Genomic DNA, 1101 nt, shown 5'->3' with positions numbered 1-1101 from the left:
GCCGGTGCCTGGTGTGTCAGGAGTGCCACTGCCCGTCGGCACCGGAGTGCCGCTGTCCGTCGGTACCGGACCCGGCACGGGTGTCGTGCCTGGTTCCGTGCCGGGGGCCGTGGTGGTGATCGCGTCGAAGATACGGGAGAACTGGTAGTCGCTCTGCGCGGTCCCACTGCACGAATCGGAGAGCGTGCCGGAAGCAGAGCACGCCTTGTCACGCCCGACCGCCCAGAAGGACAGCTGCTGGATCCCCTTGTCCGCGGCGAAACTCTCCACACGCGTGGCATCGTCCGTGGTGAACACCTCACCCGGAGTGTCGTTCACACCGATCATCGGCGTATTACCCTCCATCGCCCACAACTCCTGCGGCGACTTCGACGTCCAGATCTGCCCCAACTGCTCATGCAGATCCGTAGCCGCATCAATAGCGGCCTGCCCCATGTCCTGTACGTGCGAGCCGTAATCCATCGTCATGATGTTCACCAGCGTCACCCGCAGCCCCGTACTCTCCGCGTCACGCAGCAACGCCACACCATCCTGCTCCAGACCATGCGTACCCGACGGCAGTGTGAACTGGACATCCAGAGTCCGGCCCGCCGCGGCGTACTGCTGCTGCAACGCCGCCAGCGCCTGATTACGACGGTGATTGGCCGCACTGTCCGCCAGCGCACTGCCCTCGATATCGAAATCCAGCCGCGACAGACCCAACGCGTCCACCACCGTGCGGTACTGCTCCTGCAACGCCGACACCGACCTACAGCCCTGACCCAGCTCGGTCCCCGAGGCCCCACCGAACGAAGCGATCACATCACCCCCCGACGAACGCAGCCCCTCCACCGCAGACCGCCACCCCTGATCCGTCACCGGCGTATTGCCGTTGAACGTGGCCCGGCAGTCCCCACCATCCAAAACGAACGCCAGCGTGGCATACCGCAACCCCGCCTGACGCGCCCGCTCCAACTCCGACGGCGACCCCCACGTCTCGATATACGGAGCCGCATACCGAGCCGGGAAACCCGAACCCGACCCACCCGCCCCACCCGAAACAGGAGAAGGAGAAGGAGAAGGAGAAGACGGAAGAGCGACCCCCTCGCCGTCATCGGTGAC

1 protein-coding gene is annotated in these 1101 nt (G+C 65.6%); it reads right to left on the bottom strand.

Annotated features, from left to right (window positions below; all coding sequences use genetic code 11):
- Positions 1 to 954 (bottom strand): chitinase (locus ABZ656_RS58095; protein ID WP_360280889.1); only part of this gene is annotated, 954 nt, incomplete at its 3' end.
- Positions 955 to 1101 lie beyond the last annotated feature (147 nt).

It is taken from the genome of Streptomyces sp. NPDC007095 (genome assembly GCF_040634475.1).
Classification (GTDB): Bacteria; Actinomycetota; Actinomycetes; order Streptomycetales; family Streptomycetaceae; genus Streptomyces.
This window is presented reverse-complemented; position numbering and strand designations above follow the sequence as displayed.